Source organism: Actinomadura oligospora ATCC 43269, from assembly GCF_000518265.1.
GTDB lineage: Bacteria > Actinomycetota > Actinomycetes > Streptosporangiales > Streptosporangiaceae > Spirillospora > Spirillospora oligospora.
Window position 1 is genome coordinate 101,087 of sequence record NZ_JADG01000021.1, and the last position, 25,335, is coordinate 126,421.

A 25,335-nucleotide genomic window follows, 5' to 3' on the forward strand; every position below is an offset into this window, starting at 1 on the left:
ATCCATAAGTAACTGACCCGTCAGTTACTATAGCTCCATGGACTTCGGTTTGAGCCCCCGCGCCGAGGAGTACCTCGGCCGCCTCCAGGACTTCATGGACGCCCACGTCTACCCCGCCGAGCCGGTGTACGCCGCGCAGCGCCGGGAACTGATCGCCGCCGGGCGGGAGCACGACCTGCCGCCCGTCGTCGAGGAACTGAAGACCGAGGCGCGCGGGCGTGGCCTCTGGAACCTGTTCCTTCCCGACAGCACCGATCCGGCGCACGGCCTCACCAACACCGACTACGCCAGCCTCGCCGAGGTGACCGGACGGTCCCCGCAGCTCGGGCCCGAGGCGATCAACTGCTCCGCGCCCGACACCGGCAACATGGAGGTGCTGCACCTGTTCGGCACGCCCGAGCAGAAGGAGCGGTGGCTCAAGCCGCTGCTGAACGGGGAGATCCGGTCGGCGTTCGCGATGACCGAGCCGGACGTGGCCAGCTCCGACGCCACCAACATCTCCACCCGGATCGAGCGCGACGGCGACCACTACGTGATCAACGGCCGCAAGTGGTGGATCACCGGCTCGGCCGACCCGCGCTGCAAGGTCATGATCGTGATGGGCAAGACCGACCCGGACGGCCACCCCTACCTCCAGCAGTCCATGGTCCTGGTGCCGATGGACACCCCCGGCGTCGAGATCGTCCGGGCGCTGCCCGTCTTCGGGTACCACGACCAGGAGGGGCACTGCGAGATCCGGCTCACCGACGTGCGCGTCCCGGTGGAGAACCTGGTCGGCGAGGAGGGCGGCGGGTTCGCCATCGCGCAGGCGCGGCTCGGGCCCGGCCGCATCCACCACTGCATGCGGGCGCTCGGCATCGCCGAGCGGGCGCTGGAGCTGATGTGCCGCCGCGCGCTGGACCGCGTCGCGTTCGGCAGGCCGCTGGCCGCGCAGGGCGTCGTCCGGCAGCAGATCGCCGAGTCCCGGATGGCGATCGAGCAGGCGCGGCTGCTGACCCTGAAGACCGCGTGGCTGATCGACAGGCACGGTGTGAAGGCCGCCCGGTCCGAGGTCGCCGCGATCAAGGTCATCGCGCCGCGGGTCGCCCTGGAGGTCGTGGACCGCGCCATCCAGGTGCACGGCGGCGCGGGCGTCTCCGACGACACCCCGCTCGCCGCGATGTGGGCCGGGCTGCGCACCCTCCGGCTCGCGGACGGTCCCGACGAGGTGCACGTCCGGTCCGTCGCGCGCGCGGAGTTGGGTAAGTTCACTCAGAAATGAACAGGACCACGGGGGAAACGGGCACGCGGCGGCGGATGCCCCAGGCGCAGCGGCGGGAGCAGTTGCTCGGGCTGGCGCTGCGCGAGTTCGGGCGACGCGGGTACCACCTGACCCAGATGGAGCACGTGGCGGCCGCGGCGGACGTCTCCAAGGCGCTGCTGTACCAGCACTTCGCGTCCAAGGAGGAGCTGTTCGCCGAGGTCGTCGGCTCGGTCGTCGCGGAGCTGACCGGACGGCTGGGCGCCGCGGTGCGCGCCGAGGACGACTCGGTCGACCGGATCCGCGCGATGGTGCGGGTGCTGTTCGACTACGCCACCGACGAGCCGGACGCCTGGTCGCTGGTCATACGGCACCTGGACAAGCCGGAGGTCGGTCCGGGCCTGCGCGAGCTGCGCGACCGGCTGGGCGCGTCGTTCGCCGACCTGCTGCTGATCCGCCGCCGCGTCGACCCGGCCCTGTCCCCCGCCGCGCTCGCGGTGAACGAGCACCGGGCGCGGCTGCTCGTCCCGCTGATGTACGGGTCGATGCTGTCGATGGTGTCGTGGTGGCTGGAGCATCCCGACACCCCGCGCGACCGGGCGGAGGCGATGGCGGTCGAGTTCATCTGGCTCGGCCTGGACCGCCTCCGCACCGGTGAGCGCCTGCGCGCCTCCGAGGCTTCGGAACCCGCCGGGGATCAGTAGTCGGCGACGGGGCCCGGCTGGACGGTCGGGACGGTCAGGGTCGCCTTCGAGGCGTCCAGCCAGCCCAGCGCCTTCTGCGAGGTGAACAGGGCGGTGCCCGGGGTGATCTGGAGCGCCAGCCGGTGGCCGGGGCCGACCTTCCAGGACACGGCCTCCAGGTCGCGGTCGACGGTGTGGCGGCGTCCGTCCAGAGTGATCGGGACCGGGGTGGCCTGGTTGCCGACGACCAGGCCGGTGTCGAGGTCCACGATCTGGGCGTAGACGGCGGTCCTCGGGTGCAGCGCGCGGCCCTGGTAGGTCAGCTTCAGGTGCGGGACGCCGACCGCCTGGCCGTCCGCCTCCGGCGACGGGATCGTGACGGTCAGGGCGTTCTTGGCGGGCTGCGCGACGGTCTGGGTGCCGGAGGAGTCCAGCGGGCTGAGGTTCAGGTGGCCCTTGCCGGACGCGCGCAGCGGCGCCTTCGCCGGAGCCGGGTAGGACGCGGCGGTCCGGTAGACGCCGTCCTGGTCGATGTACTCGAAGCCCGCGCCGGTGTTCACCGAGGCGTCCCGCTTGAGGTAGCGGGCGAACCAGGCGAGCGTGGCCTTGGCCATGTGGTCGGCCGTGCCGGGCTTGGTGGAGCAGGTGCCGTGCCCGCCGCAGAACCAGATCATCTTCACCGGCGCGCCGTGCGCCTTGATCGGCTTGTAGAACGACAGGCCCTCGCGCAGGGTGAACAGCGTGTCGACGGTGCCCTGCATGACCAGGGTCGGGATCCTGATCCGGTCGACCAGGTCGCCCGCGCCCGCCTGCATGAACCACTTCTGGACGGCCGGTGACAGCGTCCCGTTGAGCGCGCCGGACGCGCAGCCCTCCAGGACCTTCCCGGCGATCCGGTTGCCGTTGGCGACGCCGCCGAGGCACAGCAGGGAGCCCCAGCCCGCGCGGTAGATCTCGTCCCGGTAGAGGCTGCGCTCGACGCTCTGGAACGCGATGGTCGGGGTGATGACGTCGACGCGGCGGTCCATCCCGGCGACGACGAGCTGGATGCCGCCGCCGTAGCTGCCGCCGGCCATCCCGAGCCGCGGGTCGCCGGGCCGGTCGAGCCGGACCTCGGGCTGCGCGGCCGTCCAGTCGATGATCTTCACGACGTCGCGGCCCTCGACGGCCGGGGTGTCCACGTTCGCCTCGCCCTCGGAGCCGAAGCCGCGGGCGTTCCAGGTCACGACGTTGTACCCGGCTCCGGTGAGCAGCGCGAGCTGGCCCTTGGCGGGGTCGCTCTCGGCGCGTCCGCCCCAGCCGTGGCCGAGCAGGACGGTCGGGGCCTTCGCCCCGGCGGCCAGCCCCCTGGCCGGGAAGAAGTTGGTCGTGATGCGCACGCCGTCGAAGGAGGCGAGCTGGACCGTCCGCGACGCGGGCGCGTCGTCGGCGTGCGCGGGCACGGCCGTCACGAGGGGCAGGGCCGCGGTCAGCGCGGTCGCCGCGACGGCGGCGGACCGGCGGGGCCCACGTGACATCGGTGAACGCGGGCGAGAGGCACGTGGCATGGGAACTCCGGTGTTCCAGGGGGTAATCGGTCACTGATTCGGAGATCCCAGTAGCTACACCACCGCCGACTCGCCCGGCAATACCGGATCAACCACCACATCTCGCCCTCCCGGTCGCGGCGCGGCGGTGACGCGGCCCGACCGGCGATCATGCGCGGGCAAAGAGTCGGTCGCTCCCCCGCGTCCCGGCGCCTCCGCCGGGGCTCGGCGGCTTAGCGTCGCCGCAGGTCGCAGCGGAGTCCGGAGGGTCAGTGGACGAGGAGAACGGCGAGCCCGGCGACCCCGCCGAGGCCCCCGCTGCCGGGAACGGCGACGCCGAGCCGCCCTGGACCGACCCGTCCCCGACCGGCGGGTCCGGCTCGTCCACCACCGGCGAGAACCCGCTGGCCGCGATGCAGGCGGCGCTGCGCGGCTCGCGCGAGCCCGGCGTCGGGGCGGACGCCTACGCCACGCTCGACCTGGCGCTGCGGATCGGCGAGCTGATGCTCGCGGGCGGTGACACCGCCGCGTCGGTGGACCTGGCCATGGCCCGCATCGCGCGCGCGTACGGGCTGCCGCACACCGAGAACGACGTGACGCTCGCCGCCGTCGGGATGTCCTACCTGCCGCGTGGGGACCGTCCTCCGGTGACGGCGGAACGGCGCGTGCGGCGGCGGACGCCGAACTACACGCGACTCATCGCCGTCGACCGGATGGTCCGCGAGGCCGCCACCGGGCTGCTCGGCTTCCAGCAGGCCAAGTTCCGGCTCAGCGACATCATCGGGCAGCCGACCGCCTATCCCCCGTGGGCGCAGACCGTGGCGCTGTCGGTGCTCGGCGGGGCGGGCGCGGTGCTGGTCGGCGGCGGCCCGTACGCGACGCTCGCGGCGTTCGTGGCGACGCTGCTCGGCGACCGGACGGGCGCGTGGCTCGGCCGCCGCGGCATCGCCGACTTCTTCCAGATGACCGTGGCCGCCGCGATCGGGACGCTGGTCACGGTGCTGCTCGTCGCGACGGACGCGCCGGTACGGGCCGGGACGGTCATCATCGGCGTGGTCATCGCGCTGATCCCCGGGCGCGCGCTGGTGGTGTCCATGCAGGACGGCATCGCCGGGGACCTGGTCACCGGCACCACCCGGCTGGTGGAGGTGCTGTTCGTGATCGTCGCGATCCTGAGCGGCATCGGCGCGGTCACCTATCTCGCCGCCCGCACCGGGGTGGCGATCTCGCTGGCGCACCTGCCGACCGTCCCGACGCTGATCGCCGCGCCGCAGACGCTCGGCGCCGCCGCGATCGCGGTGACGTTCGCCGTCTACCACCTGGTGTCGTGGCGGTTCCTGCCGCCGGTCGCGGTCGGCGGGATGCTCTCCTGGGCCGTCCTGGTCGAGATGCGCGGGATCGACCTGCCCCCCGCGCCCGCCACGGCGATCGCCGCCACCGTCGTCGGGCTGCTCGGCACCGCCTACGCGCGGCTCACGCACGTCCCGGCCCTGGTCTGCGTGACCCCGTGCATCGCGCCGCTGATGCCCGGCACGCTGATGTACCGGGGCATGCTGGAACTCACCGCCGGACGGACCGGCCCCGCCGCGATCGTGCTCGCCGAGGCGCTCGCGACGGCCCTCGCGATCGGCGCGGGCGTCTACATCGGCGGGGAACTGCTCCGGATGGCCCATCCGGCGCGCCGCGTGCTGCGGACGCCGCGACGCGTCCGCTGACGTCCCTCGCGGCTGCCCCGGCCGCTCGCGTCACAGACGTCCCGTGGCCGTGTCCTGGCACGTGACAAGGCACCTGACGGCCGTCTGGGCGTAACGATTTCGACTCGGGCGGTTCCCCTCGGCGTCGCGGCGGCGGGACGATGCGTGCGTGGCAGCCAACGGGAGTGGCGCGACGACGACAGCGGGTATCGGCGGCCGTCTGCTCGCCCAGGTGGGGTCCTGGCCCGACGTGGCGGTGGTGCGGGCCGACTGCGGGCTCGGCACGGCGCTGGCGGCGGGCGGACGGCAGGTCCTGCACCTGCACGGCGGGGACGAGGCCGAGTTCCGGCTGACCCGTCCGGTGCTGGACCGGCTGGGCGAGGCGCTCGCCGGGTCCGGCCGGGTGCGGGTGCGGCCGGGCGGCGAGTGGGCCGCGGTCCGCCTGGACACCGACTCCGACCTCGCTCTGGCGTTGTCCCTGACCAGCGTGGCGATCAAGGCGACCGGCACGGTCCGGGACGCGGCGCCGTGCGGCGCGGCGTCCCAGCCCTACTGAGGTCCGGCGGTTCGGCCGAACCGCCCGGCCGAACCGCGTGAGGCGGGGCTTGGTGAGCCCCGCCCAGGTGAGGGCTTGCTCAGGTGAGCCCCGCTCAGGTGAGCTTCGCCAGGGCCTCGGCGGCGCGGTGGCAGTCGTGGAAGGTGCAGTAGAGCGGGACGGGGGCGAACCGGACGACGTCGGGCTCGCGGGCGTCGGCGATGACGCCCGCCTCGTCCGCGAGGGCCTTCACCAGGGCGCCCGCGTCCTTGACGCGCAGCGAGAGCTGCGTGCCGCGCCGCGCCGGGTCGTCCGGGGTGATGATCTGGACGCCGCCGAGCGGGGCGAGGCGTTCGGCCAGGTAGGCCGTGAGGCGCTCGCTCTTGGCGCGCAGCGCGGCCATGCCGACCCGGTCGAAGATCTCCAGCGAGACCAGCACGGGCGCGAGGGCCATGATCGGCGGGTTGGACAGGGCCCAGGCGTCGGCGGTGGGCGGGTGGTCGACGTCCGGGTCCATGCGGAAGCGGATGTCGGCGCGGGTGCTCCACCAGCCGTCCAGGCGGGGCAGCGAGGTGTCCCGGACGTGCCGTTCGTGCACGAACGCGCCCGCGACCGCGCCCGGACCGCTGTTCAGGTACTTGTAGGTGCACCAGGCGGCGAAGTCGACGTCCCAGCCGTGCAGGCTCAGCGGGACGTTCCCGGCGGCGTGCGCGAGGTCCCAGCCGACGACCGCGCCCGCCTCGTGGCCCGCGCGTGTGAGCGCCTCCATGTCCATGAGCTGGCCGGTCAGGTAGTTCACGCCGCCGAGCATGAGCAGGGCGACGCGGTGGCCCTCGCGGCGCAGGTAGTCGGCGACGTCCTCGGTGCGCAGGGTGTCCTCGCCGGGACGGGGCCTGAGCCGCACGACCGTCTCGGCCGGGTCCAGCCCGTGGTGGACGGCCTGGCTCGCGACCGCGTACGAGTCGGACGGGAACGCCGAGTCCTCGATGACGATGCGGGTCCGCTCCCCCGCCGGACGGTAGAAGCTGGCCATCATCAGGTGCAGGTTGACCGTCAGCGAGTTCATCGCTACGACCTCGTGCGGGAGCGCGCCGACCAGCCGCGCGGCGGGCTCGGTCAGCAGCTCGTGGTACGACACCCACGGACGCCGGGCCTGCGTGTGGCCCTCCACGCCGAGCCGCGACCAGTCGGTCAGCTCCTCGGCGAGCCGCGCGGCGGTCGCCTTCGGCTGGAGGCCGAGAGAGTTGCCCGCGAAGTAGGCGGCCTCCTCGTGGTCGCCGCCGGGCGCGGGCGGGATCAGGAACTCGGCGCGCAGCGTCGGGAGCGGATCGGCCGCGTCGAGGCTCCGGGCCCGGAGCTCGAGGGCCGTCTCCTCGTAAGACACAGCCTCAAGGGTCACAGCCTCGTCGGTCACTTCTTCTTTCCTTCGATCAGGTCGAGCGCCACGTCCACGATCATGTCCTCCTGGCCGCCGACCATGCCCCGGCGGCCCACCTCCACCAGGATCTCCCTGGTGTCGAGGCCGTAGCGGCGGGCGGCGTCCTCAGCGTGCCGCAGGAAGGACGAGTAGACGCCCGCGTAGCCGAGCGTCAGGGTCTCCCGGTCCACCTGGACGGGCCGGTCCTGCAGCGGACGGACGATGTCGTCGGCGGCGTCCATCAGCCGGAACACGTCGCAGCCGTGCTTCCAGCCCATGAGGTCGGCGACCGCGACGAACGCCTCCAGCGGGCAGTTCCCCGCGCCCGCGCCCATCCCGGCGAGCGACGCGTCCACGCGGCGGACGCCGTTCTCGACGGCGACGACCGAGTTCGCGACGCCGAGGCCGAGGTTGTGGTGGGCGTGGATGCCGATCTCGGTCTCGTCGGACAGGACGTCCCGGTAGGCCCGAACGCGGTCGCGGACGCCGTCCATGGTCAGGCGTCCGCCGGAGTCGGTCACGTAGACGCAGTGCGCGCCGTAGGACTCCATGAGCCTCGCCTGACCGGCGAGGGTCTCGGCGTCGGCCATGTGCGACATCATCAGGAACCCGGCGACGTCCATGCCGAGCTCGCGGGCCGTCGCGATGTGCTGGGCGGAGATGTCGGCCTCGGTGCAGTGCGTGGCGACGCGCACCGACCGGACGCCGAGCTCGTGCGCGCGCTTCAGCTCGGCGATCGTGCCGATGCCGGGCAGCAGCAATGTTGTGAGCTTCGCGTTGGGCATGACCTCGGCCGCCGCCGCGATCCACTCCTCGTCCAGGTGCGCGCCGGGGCCGTAGTTGACGCTCGATCCCGCGAGGCCGTCGCCGTGCGCGACCTCGATCGCGTCGACGCCCGCCGCGTCCAGCGCGGCGGCGATCTCCCGGACCTGGTCGACGGTGTAGCGGTGCCGGATGGCGTGCATGCCGTCCCGCAGCGTCACGTCCTGGACGTACAGCTCGACGGTCATCGGGTCGCCAGCCTCTCTGCCACGCGCAGCGCGGCGGACGTCATGATGTCGAGGTTCCCGGCGTAGGCGGGCAGGTAGTGTGCGGCGCCCTCGACCTCCAGGAACACCGACACCAGATTCCCGGGCCCGCCCCCGGCGAGCGCGGCGAGGGGGTCGGCGGCGTCCAGCGGGCGGATCTGCACCTTCTGCTTGAGCCGGTAGCCCGGCACGTACGCGGCGACCTCGCCGATCATCTTCTCGATCGACGCGGTGACCTGCTCGGGGTCGCATTCGCCGGTCACGCAGTACACCGTGTCCCGCATGATCAACGGCGGCTCGGCCGGGTTCAGCACGATGATCGCCTTGCCCTTCGCCGCGCCACCGACCTCCTCCAGCGCCCGCGAGGTGGTCTCGGTGAACTCGTCGATGTTCGCGCGGGTCCCGGGCCCGGCCGACCTCGAGGCGATGGACGCGACGATCTCGGCGTACCGGACGGGCGTCACCCGCGACACGGCCGCGACGATCGGCACGGTCGCCTGGCCGCCGCAGGTGACCATGTTGACGTTGGGGGCGTCGAGGTGCTCGTCCAGGTTGACCGGCGGGACGACGTAGGGGCCGATCGCCGCCGGGGTCAGGTCGACGATCCGCTTCCCGTACGGCGCGAGGACCTCGGCGTTGTGCCGGTGGGCCTTGGCGGACGTGGCGTCCAGCACGACCGTGACGCCGGCGAACTCCGGCATCGCGACCAGGCCCTCGACGCCCTCGTGGGTCGTGGCGACGCCGAGCCGGCGCGCCCGGGCGAGCCCGTCGGAGTCCGGGTCGATCCCCGCGAGCACCGCGACGTCGAGCAGGTCCGACGTCCGGAGCACCTTGATCATCAGATCGGTGCCGATGTTGCCCGATCCGATGATCGCGACGCGCTGCGCGTCCGGCATGGCACAGTCTCCCTTCCGTGACAGAAATCGGCGAAGGCCGCGGTGATCTCGGCGCCGAGCGCGGTGACGTCCGGGCCCGCCCCGGTGAGGGGGGCCAGGCGCCGGTCGTGCAGGGTGCCGAGGTGGAACGGGACGTCCGCCAGGTGCGCGGCACCGATCGGCACGCCCCGGTGGACGTGGGGCGAGCGGTGCGTGAACGTGACCCGGTGGACCTCGCCGCCGTGCGCGGCGTGCCAGCGGGCCAGCTCGTCCGCCGGTCGCCGCCACACCAGCTCGGTGCGGGCGTCGGAGGCCGACAGCGTGGCCGGGTCGATCGCGGCGAACAGCCGCATCTCCTCGGCGGTGGTCGTGACCAGCAGCGGGACGGCCGGGACCGCACCCGACCGGACGGCGTCCATCGGATGCCGGGGCAGGAACGAGCCGTCCACCACGGGCGCCACGGGCAGGACGCCCTCGACGGGCGGAAGCGACTTCGCCGCCTCCCCCTCGGCCGCGAGGACGGCCCGCAGCGGCGCCGACCGCGGCTGCGCCCGTCCGAGCGCCCGCCGGAACGCGGTCGTGAACGCGCGGGCGCGCGTCTCGGTGGCGAAGCCGTAGGGCAGGGCGCTCATCACCGCGGCCCGGTGGAACAGACCTCGCGCGCTGGGCGCGGCCATCAGCGCGAGCACGCTCATCCCGCCCGCCGAGTGCCCGGCGAGGGTGATCCGGTCCGGGTCGCCGCCGAACGCGGCGATGTTGGCGCGGACCCACTCCAGCGCGGCGACCTGGTCGCGCAGCCCGAGGTTGGCCGGGATCTCGTCGTCGTACCCGAAGCCGAGGACGCCGAGGCGGTAGTTGACGGTCACGACGACCATGCCGTGGTCACGGGCGAGGACCGTCCCGCGGTACATCGGCTGCGCGCCGGACCCGAACACGAACGCGCCGCCGTGCAGGAACACCAGCACCGGCCGCCCACCGGCCACACCAGACGTGCCGGACGCGCCGGGCGTCCAGACGTTCAGGGTGAGGCAGTTCTCGCGGCCCGTCTCCGGGTCGATCTCCAGGCCCGGCACCCACGCCATCCGGCCGGGGCGCTGCGCGGCGGGCGGGCCGAATGTCCGGGCCTCGCGCACGCCGTCCCACGGGACGGGCGGCTCCGGCGGCGCGAACCTGCGGGCCGGGGCGGCGTACGGGATGCCCGCGAACAGGGTGGTCCCGTCGTCCGGGCCACCGCGCACGATCCCGGTGGCGGTCGCGACCGCCGTCACGAGGCGAGCCCCGCCGCCGGACGACCCGCCGGGGCGTCCACGCGCGCGAAGAACCGTTCCGCGTTGCCGCCGAGGATCGCCGCGCGGTCGGCGTCGGTGAGGTCCGCGCAGGCGCGGACGGCCGCGCCCGGCTCCTGCTCGCCCAGCGGGAACGGGTAGTCGGTGCCGAGCATGACGCGCTCGACGCCCATGACGTCCACGAGCAGCCGCAGCGCGCGCGGGTCGAACACGGCCGAGTCCACGTGGAAGCGGTCGGTGTACTCCGACGGCGGGCGCGGCGAGTCGGCGCGGACGATGTCGCGGTTCCGCCAGGCGTTGTCGGCGCGTCCGAGCAGGAACGCGAAGCTGCCGCCGCCGTGGCAGAAGCACATCCGCAGCGTCTCCGGGAGCCGCTCGAACGTGCCGCCGAGCATCATGCCGAGGATGCTGAGCTGCGTCTCGGCGGGCATCCCGACCAGCCACGGCAGCATGTGGCCCCGCATCCGGTCGGTCGCCATCATGTCCCACGGGTGGACCAGGACGGGCAGCCCGAGCCCGGCGCAGTGCGCCAGGAACTCGGCGATCGCCCCGTCGTCCAGGTTCCGCTCGCCGACGTGGTTGCCGATGTGCACGCCACGGTGCCCGGCCGCGGCGGCGCGCGTCGCGACCTCGCAGGCCGTCGGGGTGTGCTGGAGCGGCACCTGGCAGAGCGGCAGCAGCCGCGCGGGATCGGCGTCGCAGTACCCCATGATGCGGTCGTTGACCAGGTCGCACCACGCGGCGGCGCGGGACGGGTCGGCCTCGTACCCGAACATCAGGGGCGTGGACGAGACGGCCTGGACGTCCACCCCGGACGCGTCCATGTCGGCGAGGCGGCGGGCGGGCTCCCAGAGGCCCTCCTCGACCGGTCGGTACTCGGCTCCGCCGCACATCATCATGCCGGTGCCGTCGCCGTCGTCGCGCAGCCAGGGCTCGTCCGCGTCGCTCAGCAGCCGTCCCTCCGCGCGGGTGATGCGCGGGAAGACGTGCGCGTGGACATCGAAGACGCTCACGGGGACCTCCGTTTCCGGGCGTGCTCGCGCCCCCTCCCTGCGGCGCGGGCCGCCGGGAGGGACGTTCTCGTCAGGTCAGGCGCGGGGCGCCGTCGTCGGGACCATCGCATCGGGCCACTGCCTGCCCGGGTGCGTGGCGCCGCAGTTCGGGCACTTGCGGTCGCCGTCGTAGAAGGACTGGAACACCGGCGGCAGGTCGTCCACGATCGAGCGGACCTGCAGTTCGGCGCGGTGCACCAGGTGGTGGCACTCGGTGCAGTACCACTCGAAGGACTCCAGCTCGCCCTCGGGACGGGCGATCTCCACGACCAGCCCGACCGATCCGGTCTCGGGCCGCTGCGGCGAGTGCCGGACGTTCGGGGGCAGCAGGAACACGTCGCCCTCGTTGATCTGCACGTCGACCGGCGGCCTGCCCTCCTCCTCCATCACGCGCAGCACCATGTTGCCCTTGAGCTGGTAGAAGAACTCCTCGCGCGGGTCGACGTGGAAGTCGGTGCGCTGGTTCGGGCCGCCGACGACCATGACGATCATCCCGGCGTCCTCGAACACCTGCTTGTTGCCGACCGGCGGCTTCAGCAGGTGCTCGTGCTCGGCGATCCACGCCTGGAAGTTGAACGGCGTTCCGTGCGCCAGTTTCGGAAGCGTCATGTCCCGGTCTCCTCCTGGGGGATGTGCGCGACGCACGAGATCTCGATCAGCAGATGCGGGTGCGGCAGCTGGTGGACCGCGACCGTGGTGCGGGCGGGGCCGGTCTCGTCGAAGAACTCGCCGTAGACCTCGTTGTAGCCGCCGAAGTCGTTCATGCTCACCAGGTAGGTGGTCACGTTCACCACGTCGGACAGGCCGCCGCCCGCCGCCTCGAGCAGGTCGCGGATGTTCTCGATCACCGCGCGGGTCTGCGCGCGGACGTCCAGGTCGGTGACGCCCATCGGGTCGGCGCTCGCCCCGGCGAACGTGCCGTCCGGACGCCGCGAACTCGTCCCCGACACGAACACCAGGTCCCCGGCCCGCCTCAGGTGCGGGAACCTCCCGCGCGGCCTGGCCTTGCCCTCGACGAGGATGGCGTCGCCCTTCGCCTCGTTCACCGCGTCGCTCATCGCGTGGTCACCTCCACGGAGCCGAGGCCCGCGCCGGTGACGCGGACGTGGGCGTCCTTGGGCAGCGGGACGGCGGCGGTCGCGGCTCCGGCGAGGACGATGTCGCCCGCGCGCAGGACGATCCCGGCCTCGGTCGCGAGCCGCGCGGCGGCGCGCAGCGCCCGGACGGGGTCGCCGAGGATGGCGGCCGACGAACCGGTCTGGACGGGGCGTCCGTCGATCTCCAGGACCATGCCGACGTTCGCGACGTCCCGCGGGCTGTGCCAGGCACCGACGCCGAACCCGGACGCCGAGGCGTTGTCGGCGATCACGTCGGTGAGGGTGAACTTGAAGTCGGCGTAGCGGGAGTCGAGGATCTCGTAGCCGACCGCGATCCCCGCGACGGCGGTGTCCACGTCGGCGGGGCGGGTCACGTCCCGGCCGATCAGGAAGACGATCTCCGGCTCGACGCGCGGGTGGATCATCCCGGACACCTCGGCCGTGGACTCGACCAGCATCCGGTCGGTCAGCTGGCCCCAGATGACGTCGTCCACGCCCATCTGGATCATCTTCGCCCGGCTGGTGAAGCCCATCTTGACGCCCGCGAACCGCTCGCCGCGCCGCCGCCGCAGCTCGATGCCCGCGCGCTGCACGTCGTAGGCCGTCGTCACGTCCAGCCCCGGCTCGGACGCGCTGAGCATCCCGATCGCGCGGCCGTCGCGGCGGGCCTCGTCCAGCCGGGCGGCCAGCTCCTTCACGTCGGTCACGACGCGTCCTCCTTCGCCGATTCCTTCTGGAAGGCGACGCGCACGTCGCCGAGTCCGTCGATGCGGGCCTCCAGGACGTCGCCGGGCGCGACCGCCGCCATCGGGCCGAGCGCGCCGGTGAGCACGGTGTCCCCCGCGCGCAGCGGGCGGCCCACCCGGACGAGCATGTCGGCGAGCCACAGCGCCGCGTTCAGCGGGTGCCCGAGGCAGGCCGTCCCGGTGCCGGTCGAGACCTGCTCGCCGCGCCGCTCCAGCACCATCCCGGCCAGCCGCAGGTCCACGTCCGCGAGCCGGACGGGACGGCTGCCCAGCGCGTACATGCCGCAGGAGGCGTTGTCGGCGACGGTGTCGGCGAGCGTGATGTCCCAGTCGCGGATCCGGCTGCCGACGACCTCGATCGCGGGCAGCGCGAACGCGGTCGCGCGGAGCAGGTCGGCGACGGTGTGCCGCTCGTGCGTCAGGTCGTGCTCCAGGACGAGCGCCACCTCGGCCTCGGCCCTGGCCTGCATGACCGCGCCCGCCGGGATCTCCGCGCCGTCCGGGACGGCCATGTCGGCGAACAGCATCCCGAAGTCCGGGGTGTCCACGCCGAGCTGCCGCTGCACGGCCTCCGACGTCAGGCCGATCTTCCGGCCGACCAGGCGGCGGCCCTCGCCGAGCCACCTCGTGGTCAGCCGCTCCTGCACCGCGTACGCCTCGTCCGGCGTGGCGACCAGGTCACGGACGGGTTCGCACGGCGTTCCGCTCGCGTACGCCGCGAGGATGCGGTCGGCCGCCCGCTCGACGGCGGACCCCGCGGTCCCGGTGGCGGTCTCGGTGTCGGTCTCGGTCACGATCTCGCTCTCAGATCTGGATGCAGACGTTCACGGGCTCGGAGAAGAAGTCCAGGGAGTACTCGCCGCCCTCGCGGCCGATCCCGGACGCCTTCACCCCGCCGAACGGGGTGCGCAGGTCGCGCAGGTTCCAGCAGTTCACCCACACGATGCCGGTCTCGATCCGGGGCGCGACGCGGTGGGCCCGCGACAGGTCGCGCGTCCAGACGGTCGAGGCGAGGCCGTACTCGCTGTCGTTGGCGAGCCGGACCGCCTCCTCCTCGGTGTCGAACGGCGCGACGTGGCAGACCGGCCCGAAGATCTCCTCCCGGACGGTCCGGGCCTGCTCCGACAGGCCGGTCAGGACGGTCGGCTCGACGTGGAAGCCCTGGTCGCGGTCGTCGCCGAAGACCGGGGCGCCGCCGCCCGCGACGACCGTCGCGCCCTCCTCGACCGCGAGCCGGTAGTACGACAGCACCTTGTCGCGGTGCTCGGCGGAGATCATCGGGCCGTAGCCGTCGAGCTTGCGGGCGCGCTCGCCGAGCCGCTCGACGAACTCGTCGAAGACCGGCCGCTCGACGTAGACGCGCTCGGTGCACAGGCAGATCTGCCCGGAGTGGGTGAAGCTCGACCGGACGGTGCCGTCCACGGCGGCGTCGAGGTCGGCGTCGGCGAACACCAGCGCCGGGTTCTTGCCGCCGAGCTCGAACGAGACCGGGGTGACGTGGTCGGCGGCGTTCCGCATGATCGCCGCGCCGGTGGCGGACTCGCCGGTGAAGGCGATCGCGTCCACGCCGGGATGGCCGGTGAGGAACGCCCCGGCGGCGTCCGCGCCGTGCCCGTGCACCAGGTTGAACGCCCCGGCGGGCAGCCCGGCCTCGTGGATCACCTCGGCGAGCAGCGTCGCGGTCGAGGGGGTCTCCTCGGACGGCTTGGCGACCACCGCGTTCCCGGCCGCGAGGGCGGGGGCGACCTTCCAGGTCAGCAGGAGCAGCGGCAGGTTCCAGGGGGAGATGATCGCGACCACGCCGAGCGGGCGCCGGACGGTGTAGTTGAGGGCCTGCCCGGTGCCACCGCTCCAGCCCGGGACGCGGGTGCTGTAGGCGCGTTCCGGACGGCCGTACAGCAGGTCGGCGTAGGCGCGGAAGTTGCCCGCGGCGCGCGGGATGTCCACGGTCGCGGCCAGCTCGCGAGGCTTGCCGGTGTCGCGGACCTCGGCGTCCACGAACTCCTCGAAGCGGGCGTCGATGCCGTCGGCGATCCGGCGGAGCGCGGCGGACCGCTCCTCGGGGGACGTCGCGCCCCACTCGCCGGACAGGGCCGCGCGGGCCGAGCGGACGGCCTCGTCCACGATGACCCTCGGCGCCTCCGGCACGGTCCCGGCCTCGCCGCCCGTCACCGGGTCGACCAGGGGGAAGGGCGCGCCGTCCGTCCGGAACTCACCGCCGACGTAGTGCCGCACCCGCATGCCGTTCGCCTCCAGGATCGCCTCGTCACCGGCCTGTTCCGGTACGACGATCATCTCTCCGCCAGCTATGCGCGTCCAATACCTAATGGCACCCTTGCTATATCAAGAGGGTTATTGGTAGGAAGGCGGCATGCGTGCGATCGACCTGCTGAACGGGCGGCTCAAGCTGCGGCACCTGGTGCTGGTGGTGGCGATCGCCGACCACGGCAGCGTGCTGCGCGCCGCCGAGCACCTGCGCCTCGCCCAGCCCGCGGTGACCCGCAGCCTGCGCGAGGTCGAGCACATCCTCGGCGTGGAGCTGTTCACCCGGGGGCCGCGCGGGGTCACGCCGACGCTTTTCGGCGAGGCGTTCGTGGAGCACTCCCGCGCCGTCCTGGCCGAGCTGCGCCGCGCCGGCGAGCGGATCACCGGGCTGGCGGACGGCCAGGTCGGCACGGTCACCATCGGCACCCTGCTCGCCGGGTCGAACGTGCTGCTGCCGCGCGCGATCGCGGCGCTGAAGCGGGAGCGGCCGGGCATCACCGTGATCGTCCAGGAGGCGACCTTCGACGCTCAGGTGCCGCGCCTGCTGGACGGCGAGATCGACATGGTCCTCGGACGGCTCAACCCGATCGGCGACCAGGCCGGACTGCGGCAGATCGTCCTGTACGGGGAGCCGGTGCGCCTCGTCGCGCGGGCCGGGCACCCGGCCCGCGACCGCGCGCACCTGACGCTCGCCGACCTGCTGGACTACCCGTGGGTGCTGCCGCTCCAGCAGACCGCGCTGCGCAGCGAACTGGAGCGGGTGTTCCGCGACCGTGGCCTGCCCCTGCCCACCGACCTGGTCGAATGCACCTCGGTGCTGACCGTCCGGACGCTCGTCCGCGACACCGACATGATCGCGGCGCTGCCCGACCTGGTCGCCCGGACGGACGCGGGCGTCGCGCCGCTGCCGGTGCCGCTCGACCCGGTGCGCCGCCAGGTCGGTGTGACGATCCCGGACCGGCGGCCCCTCACGCCGTCCGCGCGGCTGATGCTCGACCACCTGCGGACGCAGGCCGCCGAGATCACCCAGCCCGACGGGAACTGCTAGGGCGTGTCCCAAGGTCGGTGGGGCAGGTGGCCTTGAGACACGCCCTGGACGAAAACGGTCAGGCGATGGTGGCGAACAGGCCGAGCAGGGCGCGGCTGACCTCGGTGTCCGGATCCTCCAGCTCGAGGATGACGTCGAAGTGGTTCCGCCCGGACGCCACCAGCAGCTCCCCGTCGCCCCAGTGCGGCTGGAAACGCCGCGACTGGTCGACGAAGCCCGTGCCGTCCTCCGAGCCGACCGCGAACACGGCCGGGAAGCGCCGCTCCATGGGCTGGAACGCCGGGCTGAGCCGGACGGCGGTCTCCGCGTCGAGCCGGGCGTGGTCGTTGACGTAGATCCGCAGGATCGGGCGCAGGTCGAACAGGCCGCTGAACGGCATCGCGGCCTTGACGACGTCGGCGGGCAGGCCCAGCCCGTCCTGCCACCCCTCGACCATGGTCATCCCGGTCAGGTGGCCGCCCGCCGAGCTGCCGCCGATGATGATCCGGTCGGGGTCCAGGCCGTGCTCGCGGCCGTGCCGCCAGACCCAGGCGACCGCCGCCCGCGCCTGCCGGACGATCTCCTCGACGGTCACCTTCGGGGCGAGGGTGTAGTCCGGGACGACCGTGGCGACGCCCTGGCCGTGCAGCATCCGGGCCATGAAGGCGGTGTCCTCCTTCGCCCCGGCGAACCAGTAGCCGCCGTGGAAGAAGATGAACACCGGGCGGAGTTCGCCGTCCTCGGTGCCCCACACGTCGAGTCGCTCGCCGCTCGTCTCGTCGTAGAGGACGCCGGGGGTGCCCGGCAGGCCGTCCACGGCCGCGTCGGAGTCGGACCGGTAGCGCTTCATGAACGCCTCGAAGTCCTCGCCCGCCTTGCGCCGCACGTTGTAGGCGACGTCGAGCTGCTCGTCGCTGAGGCCCTCGGCCGGATCGTCACGCACATCCATGATGATCAGCCTATGCCGGGAACCGGGCACTCAGACACGAAGGTGGACGCGCAGACGCTGAAGTCAGGCGCGCGAACGCCGAGGCAGGCCCGTGGACGCTGATGTTGGGCGGTCAGGCGTTGAGGTTGGGCGGTCAGGCGTTGAGGTAGGCGAGGACGGCGAGGACGCGGCGGTGGCCGCTGTCGGAGGGCGGCAGGCCGAGCTTGGCGAAGATCGCGCCGATGTGCTTGCCGACGGACCGCTCGGTGATCACCAGCGTGGTCGCGATCGTGGAGTTGTCCAGGCCCTGCGCCATCAGGCCGAGCACCTCGCGCTCGCGCGGGGTGAGGGTGTTCAGCGGGTCCCGGCGGACGGACATGAGCTGCGCCACGACCTCGGGGTCCAGCGCGGTGCCGCCGGACACCACCCGGTCGAGCGCGTCGAGGAACTCGTCCACGCGGCCGATGCGGTCCTTCAGCAGGTAGCCGACCGCGCCGCCGCCGTCCGACAGCAGCTCGCCCGCGTAGGTCTCCTCGACGTACTGCGACAGCACCAGGATGGGCAGCCCCGGGATCGCCTTGCGCGCCTCGATCGCCGCCCGCAGGCCCTCGTCGCGGAAGCCCGGCGGCAGCCGGACGTCCAGGACGGCCGCGTCCGGACGGTGCTCCAGCAGCGCGGGGACGACCTCGGGCCCGGCCCCGACGGACGCCACGACCTCGTGCCCGCCGGACTCCAGGAGCATGATCACGCCCTCCCGGAGCAGCACGTTGTCCTCGGCGATCACGATCCGCACGGCAGGTCCACCTCCAGGGTCGTGCCCCGCCCGTCGGGGCTGTCGATGCGGGTCACGCCGTCCAGGGCGGCGACGCGGCGGCGGATCCCGGCCAGGCCGCTGCCCCTCATCTCGTCCGCGCCGCCCTTGCCGTCGTCGGAGACGCGGACCCGCAGCAGCGGGCCGTCCCGGTGGACCGACACCTCGGCGCCGGCCGCGCCCGCGTGCTTGGCGACGTTGGTCAGGGCCTCGGCGACGACAAAGTAGGCGGCGGCCTCGACGGCGGCGGGGGCGCGCAGGCCGTCGGCCGGGACGTCCAGCCGGACGGGGATCGGCTGCGCACCGGCGAGCGCGCGGACGGCCCCGCCGAGCCCCCGGTCGGACAGGATCGGCGGGTAGATGCCCCGGATCACCGTCCTGAGCTGCGTCAGCGCTTCCTCCACGCCGTCCCGGGCGGCCAGGAACAGCTCCCGGGACGCGGCCGGGTCGGTCTCGAAGCGGCGGTCGGCGAGCCCGAGCCGCAGCGCGACCGCGACGAGCTGGGCCTGGGTGCCGTCGTGCAGGTCGCGCTCGATCCGGCGCAGCTCGGCGCCGTGCGCCTCCAGTGCCTCGGCGCGGGTCTCGGTCAGCTGCTCGACCCGGGCCCGGAGGTCGACGCGCTGACGCGGCGGCGACAGCAGCAGCGCGGCGAGGCGGGCCTGGCCGCTCGCCATCAGCGGGAGCAGCCACAGGGCGATGCAGATGTACAGGGCCGTCTGGAGGAACGGCAGCGTGAGCGCCTGTTCCCAGGTGTGGAGCGGGACGAACGCCGACACCGAGCCGTCCGGGACGGCCCACCACCACAGCGGTAGCGACAGCGAGTAGAGCACCGCCGGCCACATGAGCACCCCGAAGACGCCCCCGATGAAGCCGAGGACGCCGTGCAGGAGCAGCCAGGCCAGCGTGCGCCAGAGCGCCGGGGACCGCAACAGGCGCACCCCGTCCTCCAGGGCCGACCCGGTCGAGCGCGGCGGTTCGGGCGCGGCGATCTCGCGGCCCAGGTACCGGGACGCGCGGCGGCGCTCGTACTCCGCCAGCCCAAGGACGGGACGCGCCAGCAGCGGCATCCACGGCAGCGCCACGATGACCGCGCCGAGCAGCAGCGTCAGCGGCACCAGGTAGAGGCCCATGAGTCCGGGCGCGGCGGTCGCCAGGCCCACCGCCAGATAGACGGTGGCGCCCCTCGATCGCCGCAGCTGCCGCCCCATACAGATCACCGTATTCCACCTGGGAACGCCCTTGGACCGGGCCAGCCCCCGTCCCATGGTGTAGCTGGCTACACCATGGATCCGGGGTCACGCCCTGATGGCGGACGATCTTCCGGTGCCTAGCGTCGATGACGTGAACAGCGCGATGACCAGCATGCCCGCCGCACCGGCGGTGCGCCTCGACTCGGTGACCAGGGCCTACGGACAGGTGAGGGCGCTCGACGGCGTCTCCTGGGCCTTCCCTCCCGGCGGTTTCACCGCCGTGATGGGGCCGTCCGGCTCCGGAAAGAGCACCTTCCTCCAGTGCGCCTCCGGGCTCGACCGGCCGACCTCCGGGACGGTCTGGATCGGCGACACCGACCTCGGGCGGCTCCGGGAGGCCGCCCTGACCCGGCTTCGCCGCGAGCGGATCGGGTTCGTGTTCCAGGCGTTCAACCTCATCCCGTCCATGGACGTCGAGGAGAACGTCGCGCTGCCCCTGCGGCTCGGAGGCGGCCGGGTCGACCGGGACCGGATCGCCGCGGTGCTGGGCCGGGTCGGCCTCGCCGACCGGATGCGGAGCCGCCCGAGCGAGCTGTCCGGCGGGCAGCAGCAGCGCGTGGCGCTCGCCCGTGCCCTGGTGACCGAGCCCGAGGTCGTGTTCGCCGACGAGCCGACCGGGGCGCTCGACCCGCGCACCGCCCGCGAGGTGCTGCGCCTGATGCGCGAGGCCGTGGACGTGGCGGGCCAGACGGTCGTGCTGGTCACCCACGACCCGGTCGCCGCGTCCTGGGCCGACTCTGTGCTGTTCCTGGACGGCGGCCGGATCGTGGAGGAACTGCGCTCCCCGACCGTCGCGTCCGTGCTGGCCCGTTGGGACGGGGTGGCCGCGTGAGGCCCCGCCGCTCCGACTTCCAGGGCGCGTCCCTGGGCGTCTTCGTGACCCTCCTGCTCGCGACCGTGCTGGTCGGGGCGTTCGGCGTGCTGCTGGAGTCGGGTCTCCGCGCGCACGCCCCCACCGAGCGGTACCAGGCGGCGCGGGCGGTCGTCACCACGCCCGCCCGCGTCGGGCTCCTGACCAAGGAAGTGGGCTCGAAGCCCAAGATGAAGTACCGGCCGAGGACCGAGCTGCCGCGCATCCCCGTGTCGGCCGCCGACCGCCTCCGGCAGGTGCCAGGTGTCCGGGCGGTCGTCGCGGACGTGTCGTTCCCGCTCGTGACCGCCTCCGGCCCCTCCGCCGGGGCCGTCCTCTCCGGTCACGGCTGGGATTCGGCCGCGCTGGGCCGCATCGCGCCGTCCTCCGGACGGGCTCCGCAGGCGCCCGACGAGGTCGTGCTGCCCGCGTCCGCCGGAGCGAAGGTCGGCCAGGCGGTCAGGCTCCAGGCGAACGGCGCGCCCACGGTGTACCGCGTCACCGGCCTGGTCGGCTCGGGTCCGGCCGCGGCGTACTTCGCTCCGGGCACGGCTGCCGAGCTGAGCGGCCACCCGGGATCCGCCTCCGCGCTCGGCGTCCTCGCCGACCACGACGCCAAGATCGGCGACCTGCGTGCCGCCGCGCCCGGACTGACCGTCCTGACCGGTTCGGCGCGCGGCGACGCCGAGGACCCGTCGGTCGCCGCCGTCCGGCCCGACATGATCGAACTCGCCTCGGGAGTCGGCGGAACGTCGCTGATGGCCGCGCTGATCGTGGTCGGCGGCCTGCTCGGGCTCCAGGCACGCCGCCGGTCCCGCGAGTACGCACTGCTCCGCGCCGTCGGCGCGACGCCGGGCCAGGTGCGCGGACGCGTCGTCCAGGAGGCCCTCCGGACGGCGCTGCCCGCCGCCGCCATCGGCGGGGCCCTGTCGCTCGCCGCCGGAGCCGCCCTGCACGCCGCGATGCGCGACAAGGGCGTGCTGCCGCCCGGTTTCGCCCTCGCGCTGAGCCCGCTGCCCGCCCTCGCCTCGCTCGCGATCACCCTGGTCGCCACCCTGCTGGTGGCGCTCCTGGCCTCGCTGCGCGTGTCGGGGGTCCGGCCCGCGCAGGCCCTCGGCGAGACCGCCGCCGACCCGTCCGGGGTCGCCCGCTGGCGGGTCATCGCGGGGGCGCTGCTGGTGGCGGCCGGGCTGAGCACCCTCGGACTCTCCCTGAAGACGTCCGGGGCGGTCGCGGCGGCCTCGCTCAGCGGCATGATCATGTCGCTGATGATCGGCGTCGCGTTCCTCTCGCCGCTCATCGCCCGGCTCGGCGCGCAGGTCCTGGGCGGCGTCGTGGCCCTGCTCGCGCCCGTCACCGGACGGCTCGCACGGCAGGCCGCCGCGTCCGCCGCCCCGCGCGCGGGCGCGGTGCTGACACCGGTCGCGCTCGTCATCGCGTTCGCGCTGGTGCAGCTGACCGGCGTCGCGACGATCATGGACGCGACGTCCGCGCAGGCGAGCGCCGCCAACCGCGCCGACCGGATGCTCGTGTCGTCCGGGCCGGGCGTGCCGTCCGGGGCCGCCGAGGCCGTCCGGGGCGTCCCCGGGGTGACGGCCGTGACACCGGTCCACCGCACGACCGTGGTCATGCCGGTGCGCGAGGTGGGCGATGTCGAGCTGCGTTCGTACCCCGCCCGCGGCCTCGGCGCGGACGCGTCCAAGACCGTCGACGCCAAGACCACCAAGGGCGGCCTCGACGCGCTCACCGGCACGTCCGTCGCCCTCAGCAAGGACGTCGCGGGCGGCGCGAGGATCGGCTCGTCCCGCACGCTCTTCCTCGGCGACGGCACCAAGATCAACGCCCGCGTCGTCGCCGTCTACGAGCGCGGCCTCGGCCTCGGTGACATCCTGCTCCCCCGCGACCTGGTCGCCGCGCACACCGGCTCGCCGCTGGACGACCACGTCCTCGTCCGCTGCTCCGGGCCGTGCTCGCCCGAAACGCTGCGCGCGCTCGACGCGGTCGCCGCCCGCTTCACCGGCGTGCGCGCCGTGGACCGCGCGGCGTTCGGCGAGGCGACCTCGCGCGAACTGCGCACGCAGGAGTTCCTCAGCCAGATCATCGTGGCGGCGATCGGCGGGTTCGTCCTGGTCGGCGTCGTCACCACCCGGCTCCTCGCGGTCGCCTCGCGCCGCCGCGAGCTCACGCTGCTCCACAAGGTCGGCGCGACCCGCGCGCAGGTGCGCGGCTCGGTCCGGCTCGAGGGCGTGATCGTGCTCGGCACCGGCGCCATCACCGGCCTCGCGGTCGCGGCCCTGGCCACCGTGGCCCTCGCGATGTTCGTCACCGGGACGCCCGTCCCCTCCCCGCCGTCCCTCCCCTTCGTCCACTGAGATTCGTCCACTGAGAAAGGACCGCCTCGATGAGCGCGAGCACCCGCTGGACGCTGTTCGTCATGCTGCTGACCGTGAACGTCGTCTACCAGTTGGTGTACCCCAACACCTGGCACCAGATCGCCGTCAGCTCCCTCACCGGCCTCGGTCTGATCGGGCTTCTGATCGAATACCTCGCCCGCGGCCGTCGGGAGCGGTGAACCGTGCGCGTGCCCGCGCGGTCGCCGTTACGATCCTGGAGTGCCAAGATCGGTGTTGGCACGAATTGGACCGGAACGGCGTGATATGGACGACCTGGACCTCGACCTCCGAGAGCGGCTGCCGGGAGACCTCCCGAAGCTCTTCCCCGACGGCGACGCGGAGCGCGCCCTGTCGGTGGCGCTCCCGCCCGGGGACGTCGTCTGGCCCGATCCCGGCTACCCGCAGCGGCAGTTCATCCGCGCGCCCGCGTTCTGGGTGAGCGACGACCCGGTCGACGCCGGGCTGTGGGCACGAGTGCGCGCCGAGCACCCGCGCTCCGGGCTCTGGCCGGTGCTGCTGGACGAGTCGGACCAGCCCTGGTCGGCCGGGCAGGTCGCCCCCGAGCCGGTCGCCGAGATCGGCAACTACGAGCCCGCCGCGTTCATGTACGAGGTGTGGAGCGACTACGCCGAGCAGGCCGCCGCGGAGGACTTCAAGGACCTGGAGCCCTACGGGCGGCACTGCCCCGGCCCGGCCCCCTCCGGCCCCCACCTGGACGACCCGGACGCCGCCGCCGACCGGCACGCCCGCGTCCTCGCCGCGCGCGGCATGTCGCTCGGCCTGGTCGCGGTCGACCGGGGCGCGGACGTGCTCGCCGCGATCGGCTGGCAGGGGGCGCTGAACCACAACGAGTGGACCGCCCCGCTCGCCGCCGTCGTCCGCGGCTGGGAGGACCGGTTCGGCGCGCGCGTCGTCGGACTCGGCTTCAACACCCTCGAGCTGAGCGTCGCCTCGCCGCCGGTCACCACCCGGCACGCCGTCCAGGTCGCCGCCGAGCACTGGGCGTTCTGCCCCGACATCCTCTTCCAGGGCCCCGGCACGCTCGCCGGATACGCCGAGGAGATCCGCGGCAAGACCTGGTGGTCCTTCTGGTGGGACTGAACTGCCGGAGCCGACGTGGCGGGGACGACCTCGCGAGACTGACACTCCGTCTCCGGTGACACGGACGTCCACCACTGGATCACACGCCGCCTGACTGTCTACGATGCCCGTCTTGGCGGGATTCATGAAGAACGGCGGTCAGGGTGCGCTGGACGGGACGCGGGCACGGCCCCAGTCGGAAGCGCGGGCGAAGCCCACAGCGGGGACGCGGCCACGGTCACGAGCGAAGAACGCGTGACCGCGCGCTTCCCGTCGTGGTCGGCACGGCCGTCACGGCCACGCTCGCCGCCAACATCGGCGTGGTCGTCTCCGGCATCGCCTCCCCCTCCTCCGAGCAGAACAGGTCCGGCCGCCTGGTCGCCGTCGCCGACGGAGCCGTCCCCAAGCCGCCCACGGTCGCGCCGCTGACCCGCACCCTCACCCCCCACCTGCTCGTCGCCGGGACCGGCACGCTGCCGCCCGACGCCGTGGCGAGGGTGCGCGCGCTGAAGGGCGTCGCCGGAGCGACCGTCGTGGACGCCGCGCGCGCCCAGGTCGCCGGACGGCAGGTCGGGCTGCTCGGCGTCGACCCGTCCGACTTCCGCGCCTTCGTGCCGAAGCAGAGCGGCGCGTCCGACCAGCTCTGGCAGACGGTCGCGACCGGCGGCCTCGCCGTCTCCTTCACCATGTCCCAGGAAGGCTCGGTGCCGCTCGGCCAGGTCGTCCCGGCGGGCAGCGCGTCGCACCCCGGACGGCTCCGCGTCGCCGCCTACGCCGCCCTCGGCATCGACGACGTGGACGCGGTCGTGTCACGCGCCCAGGCGCGTTCCCTGGGCATGCCCGACGGCAACGCGCTGCTGCTCAGCGCCCCGAAACTCGACGCCGGCAAGCTGCAGAAGCAGTTGAGGCGCATCCTCCCGAAGGGGACGAAGTTCGCGGCCCTCAACGCCCCGTCCGCGCCCGCCCGGACCACGACGCCGCGCTCGCAGCCGCAGGTGTCCGGACGCCCCGACGGCGTCTCCACCGCCCGCTCCCTGATCACCGGCAACACCGTCACCCCGACCATGCGGGACCTCGTGCTGGAGATCGACGGCGCCTTCGGGCCGTTCCCGACGATCGGCTGCTACCGCTCCGGCGCGGACGCCCAGGACCACGCCGACGGCCGCGCCTGCGACTTCATGGAGAGCGGCGGCGGCGCCATGCCGAGCGCCTCCGCGCAGCGCCACGGCGACCAGGTCGCCGCCTACGCCGTCGCGAACGCGTCCCGGCTCGGCGTCTCCTACGTCATCTGGAAGCAGCACATCTGGAACATCGCCCGCGCCTCCGAGGGCTGGCGTCCGATGGCCGACCGCGGCGGCATCACCGCCAACCACTACGACCACGTCCACATCTCGGTCCTGCGGTAGGCGAGCCCTCCACGTCGTCAGTCCACACCTCCGCCCGGCGGGTAGGCGAGCCCTCCGCGACGTCAGTCCACACCTCCGCCCGGCGGGTAGGCGAGCCCTCCGCGACGTCAGTCCACACCTCCGCCCGGCGGTAGGCGAGCCCTCCG

The 25,335-nt window shown here is 73.7% G+C and carries 24 protein-coding genes; 10 read left to right on the forward strand and 14 right to left on the reverse strand.

The annotated features are described in order from the left end of the window. Positions 1 to 37 precede the first annotated feature (37 nt). Positions 38 to 1,261, forward strand: a complete 1,224-nt coding sequence (locus tag P696_RS0128905) for an acyl-CoA dehydrogenase family protein (protein WP_026415055.1) — start codon at positions 38 to 40, stop codon at positions 1,259 to 1,261. After that, positions 1,258 to 1,944: a TetR/AcrR family transcriptional regulator gene (locus tag P696_RS0128910; RefSeq protein ID WP_026415056.1), complete on the forward strand. Its 687-nt coding sequence runs from the start codon at positions 1,258 to 1,260 to the stop codon at positions 1,942 to 1,944. Before P696_RS0128905 ends, P696_RS0128910 begins: the two co-directional genes overlap by 4 nt. Here the strand turns inward: P696_RS0128910 and P696_RS0128915 are convergent. Next, the gene (locus P696_RS0128915; RefSeq protein ID WP_026415057.1) at positions 1,938 to 3,440 is read right to left on the reverse strand and encodes a CocE/NonD family hydrolase; all 1,503 of its coding nucleotides are present in this window, start codon (positions 3,438 to 3,440) and stop codon (positions 1,938 to 1,940) included. The genes P696_RS0128910 and P696_RS0128915 overlap by 7 nt on opposite strands. 281 nt (positions 3,441 to 3,721) lie before the next feature. Here P696_RS0128915 and P696_RS0128920 point away from each other — a divergent pair, with 281 nt between their 5' ends. Then, a complete protein-coding gene (locus P696_RS0128920; protein ID WP_245627848.1) occupies positions 3,722 to 5,164 on the forward strand; it encodes a threonine/serine exporter family protein in 1,443 nt (480 codons plus the stop codon). Between the two features lie 148 nt (positions 5,165 to 5,312). Continuing rightward, positions 5,313 to 5,699, forward strand: a complete 387-nt coding sequence (locus P696_RS48850; protein ID WP_157429977.1) for a luciferase domain-containing protein — start codon at positions 5,313 to 5,315, stop codon at positions 5,697 to 5,699. Positions 5,700 to 5,793: 94 nt separating this feature from the next. On the opposite strand, the gene kynU is transcribed toward P696_RS48850, so the two are convergent. The 10 genes from kynU to P696_RS0128975 form a co-directional block, all read right to left on the reverse strand. Continuing rightward, entirely contained in the window at positions 5,794 to 7,092 is a 1,299-nt protein-coding gene (gene kynU / locus P696_RS0128930; RefSeq protein ID WP_084338334.1) for a kynureninase, read from the reverse strand. Further along, entirely contained in the window at positions 7,089 to 8,105 is a 1,017-nt protein-coding gene (gene dmpG, locus P696_RS0128935; RefSeq protein WP_026415060.1) for a 4-hydroxy-2-oxovalerate aldolase, read from the reverse strand. The genes kynU and dmpG overlap by 4 nt, the downstream gene beginning before the upstream one ends. Then, positions 8,102 to 9,019: an acetaldehyde dehydrogenase (acetylating) gene (locus P696_RS0128940; RefSeq protein ID WP_026415061.1), complete on the reverse strand. Its 918-nt coding sequence runs from the start codon at positions 9,017 to 9,019 to the stop codon at positions 8,102 to 8,104. Before P696_RS0128940 ends, dmpG begins: the two co-directional genes overlap by 4 nt. Beyond that, on the reverse strand, positions 8,962 to 10,266 hold the full coding sequence (locus P696_RS54955) for a carboxylesterase/lipase family protein (protein ID WP_051468310.1): 1,305 nt from the start codon (positions 10,264 to 10,266) through the stop codon (positions 8,962 to 8,964). Before P696_RS54955 ends, P696_RS0128940 begins: the two co-directional genes overlap by 58 nt. Next, positions 10,263 to 11,297: an amidohydrolase family protein gene (locus P696_RS56305; RefSeq protein ID WP_026415062.1), complete on the reverse strand. Its 1,035-nt coding sequence runs from the start codon at positions 11,295 to 11,297 to the stop codon at positions 10,263 to 10,265. The genes P696_RS54955 and P696_RS56305 overlap by 4 nt, the downstream gene beginning before the upstream one ends. 75 nt (positions 11,298 to 11,372) lie before the next feature. Further along, a complete protein-coding gene (locus P696_RS0128955) occupies positions 11,373 to 11,945 on the reverse strand; it encodes a 3-hydroxyanthranilate 3,4-dioxygenase (RefSeq protein ID WP_034487514.1) in 573 nt (190 codons plus the stop codon). Further along, the gene (locus tag P696_RS0128960; protein WP_051468311.1) at positions 11,942 to 12,394 is read right to left on the reverse strand and encodes a RidA family protein; all 453 of its coding nucleotides are present in this window, start codon (positions 12,392 to 12,394) and stop codon (positions 11,942 to 11,944) included. The genes P696_RS0128955 and P696_RS0128960 overlap by 4 nt, the downstream gene beginning before the upstream one ends. Beyond that, positions 12,391 to 13,140, reverse strand: a complete 750-nt coding sequence (locus P696_RS0128965) for a 2-keto-4-pentenoate hydratase (RefSeq protein ID WP_026415065.1) — start codon at positions 13,138 to 13,140, stop codon at positions 12,391 to 12,393. The genes P696_RS0128960 and P696_RS0128965 overlap by 4 nt, the downstream gene beginning before the upstream one ends. Continuing rightward, the gene (locus P696_RS0128970; RefSeq protein ID WP_051468312.1) at positions 13,137 to 13,973 is read right to left on the reverse strand and encodes a 2-keto-4-pentenoate hydratase; all 837 of its coding nucleotides are present in this window, start codon (positions 13,971 to 13,973) and stop codon (positions 13,137 to 13,139) included. The genes P696_RS0128965 and P696_RS0128970 overlap by 4 nt, the downstream gene beginning before the upstream one ends. Before the next feature lie 10 nt (positions 13,974 to 13,983). Further along, complete coding sequence (locus tag P696_RS0128975) at positions 13,984 to 15,474, reverse strand: 2-hydroxymuconic semialdehyde dehydrogenase (protein WP_051468313.1); 1,491 nt, start codon at positions 15,472 to 15,474, stop codon at positions 13,984 to 13,986. 76 nt (positions 15,475 to 15,550) lie between these two features. On the opposite strand from P696_RS0128975, the gene P696_RS0128980 reads away from it, so the two are divergent. Continuing rightward, positions 15,551 to 16,492, forward strand: a complete 942-nt coding sequence (locus P696_RS0128980) for a LysR substrate-binding domain-containing protein (protein ID WP_026415068.1) — start codon at positions 15,551 to 15,553, stop codon at positions 16,490 to 16,492. A gap of 58 nt (positions 16,493 to 16,550) precedes the next feature. Here P696_RS0128980 and P696_RS0128985 read toward each other — a convergent pair whose 3' ends face one another. From P696_RS0128985 to P696_RS0128995, 3 genes are all read right to left on the reverse strand, one after another. After that, positions 16,551 to 17,420: an alpha/beta hydrolase gene (locus P696_RS0128985; RefSeq protein ID WP_034487517.1), complete on the reverse strand. Its 870-nt coding sequence runs from the start codon at positions 17,418 to 17,420 to the stop codon at positions 16,551 to 16,553. 133 nt (positions 17,421 to 17,553) lie between these two features. After that, positions 17,554 to 18,192 (reverse strand): LuxR C-terminal-related transcriptional regulator, encoded by a 639-nt coding sequence (locus P696_RS0128990; protein WP_026415070.1) that lies wholly within the window; start codon positions 18,190 to 18,192, stop codon positions 17,554 to 17,556. After that, positions 18,180 to 19,418, reverse strand: a complete 1,239-nt coding sequence (locus P696_RS0128995) for a sensor histidine kinase (protein WP_026415071.1) — start codon at positions 19,416 to 19,418, stop codon at positions 18,180 to 18,182. The genes P696_RS0128990 and P696_RS0128995 overlap by 13 nt, the downstream gene beginning before the upstream one ends. A gap of 154 nt (positions 19,419 to 19,572) precedes the next feature. Between P696_RS0128995 and P696_RS0129000 the strand changes: the two genes are divergently transcribed. From P696_RS0129000 to P696_RS0129020, 5 genes are all read left to right on the forward strand, one after another. Then, on the forward strand, positions 19,573 to 20,292 hold the full coding sequence (locus tag P696_RS0129000) for an ABC transporter ATP-binding protein (protein ID WP_245627851.1): 720 nt from the start codon (positions 19,573 to 19,575) through the stop codon (positions 20,290 to 20,292). Further along, on the forward strand, positions 20,289 to 22,682 hold the full coding sequence (locus P696_RS48860; protein WP_051468314.1) for an FtsX-like permease family protein: 2,394 nt from the start codon (positions 20,289 to 20,291) through the stop codon (positions 22,680 to 22,682). The genes P696_RS0129000 and P696_RS48860 overlap by 4 nt, the downstream gene beginning before the upstream one ends. Before the next feature lie 29 nt (positions 22,683 to 22,711). Further along, entirely contained in the window at positions 22,712 to 22,882 is a 171-nt protein-coding gene (locus P696_RS56310; protein ID WP_157429980.1) for a hypothetical protein, read from the forward strand. A gap of 85 nt (positions 22,883 to 22,967) precedes the next feature. After that, positions 22,968 to 23,804 carry a DUF4253 domain-containing protein gene (locus P696_RS0129015; protein WP_026415073.1) on the forward strand — a complete coding sequence of 279 codons (837 nt, stop codon included), beginning with the start codon at positions 22,968 to 22,970 and terminating at the stop codon, positions 23,802 to 23,804. 254 nt (positions 23,805 to 24,058) lie between these two features. Then, positions 24,059 to 25,189, forward strand: a complete 1,131-nt coding sequence (locus P696_RS0129020; RefSeq protein WP_026415074.1) for a VldE C-terminal domain-containing protein — start codon at positions 24,059 to 24,061, stop codon at positions 25,187 to 25,189. Positions 25,190 to 25,335 lie beyond the last annotated feature (146 nt).

What these genes read in the sequence shown, in the direction of transcription:
- P696_RS0129015 (WP_026415073.1), top strand. Translation starts at nt 22,968, where the DNA reads ATGGACGACCTGGACCTCGACCTCCGAGAGCGGCTGCCGGGAGACCTC.
- P696_RS0128985 (WP_034487517.1), bottom strand. Translation starts at nt 17,420, where the DNA reads ATGGATGTGCGTGACGATCCGGCCGAGGGCCTCAGCGACGAGCAGCTC.
- P696_RS0128905 (WP_026415055.1), top strand. Translation starts at nt 38, where the DNA reads ATGGACTTCGGTTTGAGCCCCCGCGCCGAGGAGTACCTCGGCCGCCTC.
- P696_RS0128980 (WP_026415068.1), top strand. Translation starts at nt 15,551, where the DNA reads ATGCGTGCGATCGACCTGCTGAACGGGCGGCTCAAGCTGCGGCACCTG.
- P696_RS0128975 (WP_051468313.1), bottom strand. Translation starts at nt 15,474, where the DNA reads ATGATCGTCGTACCGGAACAGGCCGGTGACGAGGCGATCCTGGAGGCG.
- P696_RS56310 (WP_157429980.1), top strand. Translation starts at nt 22,712, where the DNA reads ATGAGCGCGAGCACCCGCTGGACGCTGTTCGTCATGCTGCTGACCGTG.
- P696_RS0128940 (WP_026415061.1), bottom strand. Translation starts at nt 9,019, where the DNA reads ATGCCGGACGCGCAGCGCGTCGCGATCATCGGATCGGGCAACATCGGC.
- P696_RS0129000 (WP_245627851.1), top strand. Translation starts at nt 19,573, where the DNA reads ATGCCCGCCGCACCGGCGGTGCGCCTCGACTCGGTGACCAGGGCCTAC.
- dmpG (WP_026415060.1), bottom strand. Translation starts at nt 8,105, where the DNA reads ATGACCGTCGAGCTGTACGTCCAGGACGTGACGCTGCGGGACGGCATG.
- P696_RS0128995 (WP_026415071.1), bottom strand. Translation starts at nt 19,418, where the DNA reads ATGGGGCGGCAGCTGCGGCGATCGAGGGGCGCCACCGTCTATCTGGCG.
- P696_RS0128915 (WP_026415057.1), bottom strand. Translation starts at nt 3,440, where the DNA reads ATGTCACGTGGGCCCCGCCGGTCCGCCGCCGTCGCGGCGACCGCGCTG.
- P696_RS0128960 (WP_051468311.1), bottom strand. Translation starts at nt 12,394, where the DNA reads ATGAGCGACGCGGTGAACGAGGCGAAGGGCGACGCCATCCTCGTCGAG.
- P696_RS0128910 (WP_026415056.1), top strand. Translation starts at nt 1,258, where the DNA reads ATGAACAGGACCACGGGGGAAACGGGCACGCGGCGGCGGATGCCCCAG.
- P696_RS0128955 (WP_034487514.1), bottom strand. Translation starts at nt 11,945, where the DNA reads ATGACGCTTCCGAAACTGGCGCACGGAACGCCGTTCAACTTCCAGGCG.